Source organism: Thauera phenylacetica B4P (assembly GCF_000310225.1).
Taxonomy (GTDB): Bacteria; Pseudomonadota; Gammaproteobacteria; order Burkholderiales; family Rhodocyclaceae; genus Thauera; species Thauera phenylacetica.
Map to the genome: position 1 here is coordinate 1 of NZ_AMXF01000492.1, position 1,033 is coordinate 1,033.

Consider the following 1,033-nt stretch of genomic DNA (forward strand, 5'->3'; position numbering starts at 1 on the left):
TGCCGATCCGCGCCGCGGTGCGCGAGGCCGCCGAGCAGGTGCGCGAGGGCCGCCCGCTCGCGCGCGCACTCGCCGCCGGGCGTGCCTTCCCGCCGATGCTGATCCACATGGTGGCCAACGGCGAGGCCACCGGCCGCATCGACCAGCTCCTCGACCGCGCCGCGCGCCTGCAGCAGCAGGAGCTCGAGACGCGCACCGCCACCCTCACCAGTCTGCTCGAGCCGCTGTTGCTGCTGGCGATGGGCGCGGTGGTGCTGCTGATCGTGCTCGCGGTCATGCAGCCGATCATCGAAATCAACACCCTGATGAGGTAAGCCCATGCATCAACGCTTTGCCCGCCCTGCCCGCTTCGATCGTGCCGCCCACCGCTCCCGCGGCTTCACGCTCATCGAGGTCATGGTCGTGATCGTCATCCTCGGCGTGCTCGCCGCGCTGGTCGTGCCGCGCATCATGAGCCGGCCCGACGAGGCGCGCGTGGTCGCGGCGCGCCAGGACATCGCCTCGCTGATGCAGGCGCTCAAGCTCTACAAGCTCGACAACCGGCGCTATCCGAGCACCGAGCAGGGCCTCGGCGCGCTCGTCGTGCGCCCGAGCGCCGCGCCGGCGCCGGACAACTGGAAGGCCTACGTCGAGCGCCTGCCGGCGGACCCCTGGGGCCAGCCCTACCAGTATCTGGCGCCGGGCGTCCATGGCGAGGTCGATGTGTTCAGCTACGGCGCCGACGGCCGCCCGGGCGGTGAAGGCTTCGACGCCGACATCGGCTCCTGGCAACCCTGAGCGCCGCGCCCCCGCCGCCCCCCGAGATCGCGAGCCCATGCAGCGCGGCTTCACCCTCGTCGAACTGCTGGTCGTGCTGGTGATCGTCGGCATCGCCGGCGGCGGCATCGCGCTCGCGCTCGACCGCGCCCAGGCCGACGACAGCGAGCGCGAGGTCGAGCGCCTGCGCCGCGCGCTCGAGGGCGCGGCCTATCGCGCCGAGCTGCGCGGCCGCGCGCTGGCGGTGGACTTCCTCCCCGACGGCTACCGCTTCAGC

Annotated in this window: 3 protein-coding genes; all 3 read left to right on the top strand. The window is 73.0% G+C overall.

From position 1 onward, the window contains the following. Positions 1 to 314: type II secretion system F family protein (locus tag C667_RS23240; protein ID WP_004389959.1), on the top strand; the 314-nt coding region annotated here is incomplete at its 5' end. A gap of 4 nt (positions 315 to 318) precedes the next feature. Next, the gene (gspG, locus tag C667_RS23245) at positions 319 to 777 is read left to right on the top strand and encodes a type II secretion system major pseudopilin GspG (RefSeq protein ID WP_004389964.1); all 459 of its coding nucleotides are present in this window, start codon (positions 319 to 321) and stop codon (positions 775 to 777) included. Between the two features lie 37 nt (positions 778 to 814). Further along, positions 815 to 1,033 (top strand): prepilin-type N-terminal cleavage/methylation domain-containing protein (locus C667_RS26080; RefSeq protein WP_004389967.1); only part of this gene is annotated, 219 nt, incomplete at its 3' end.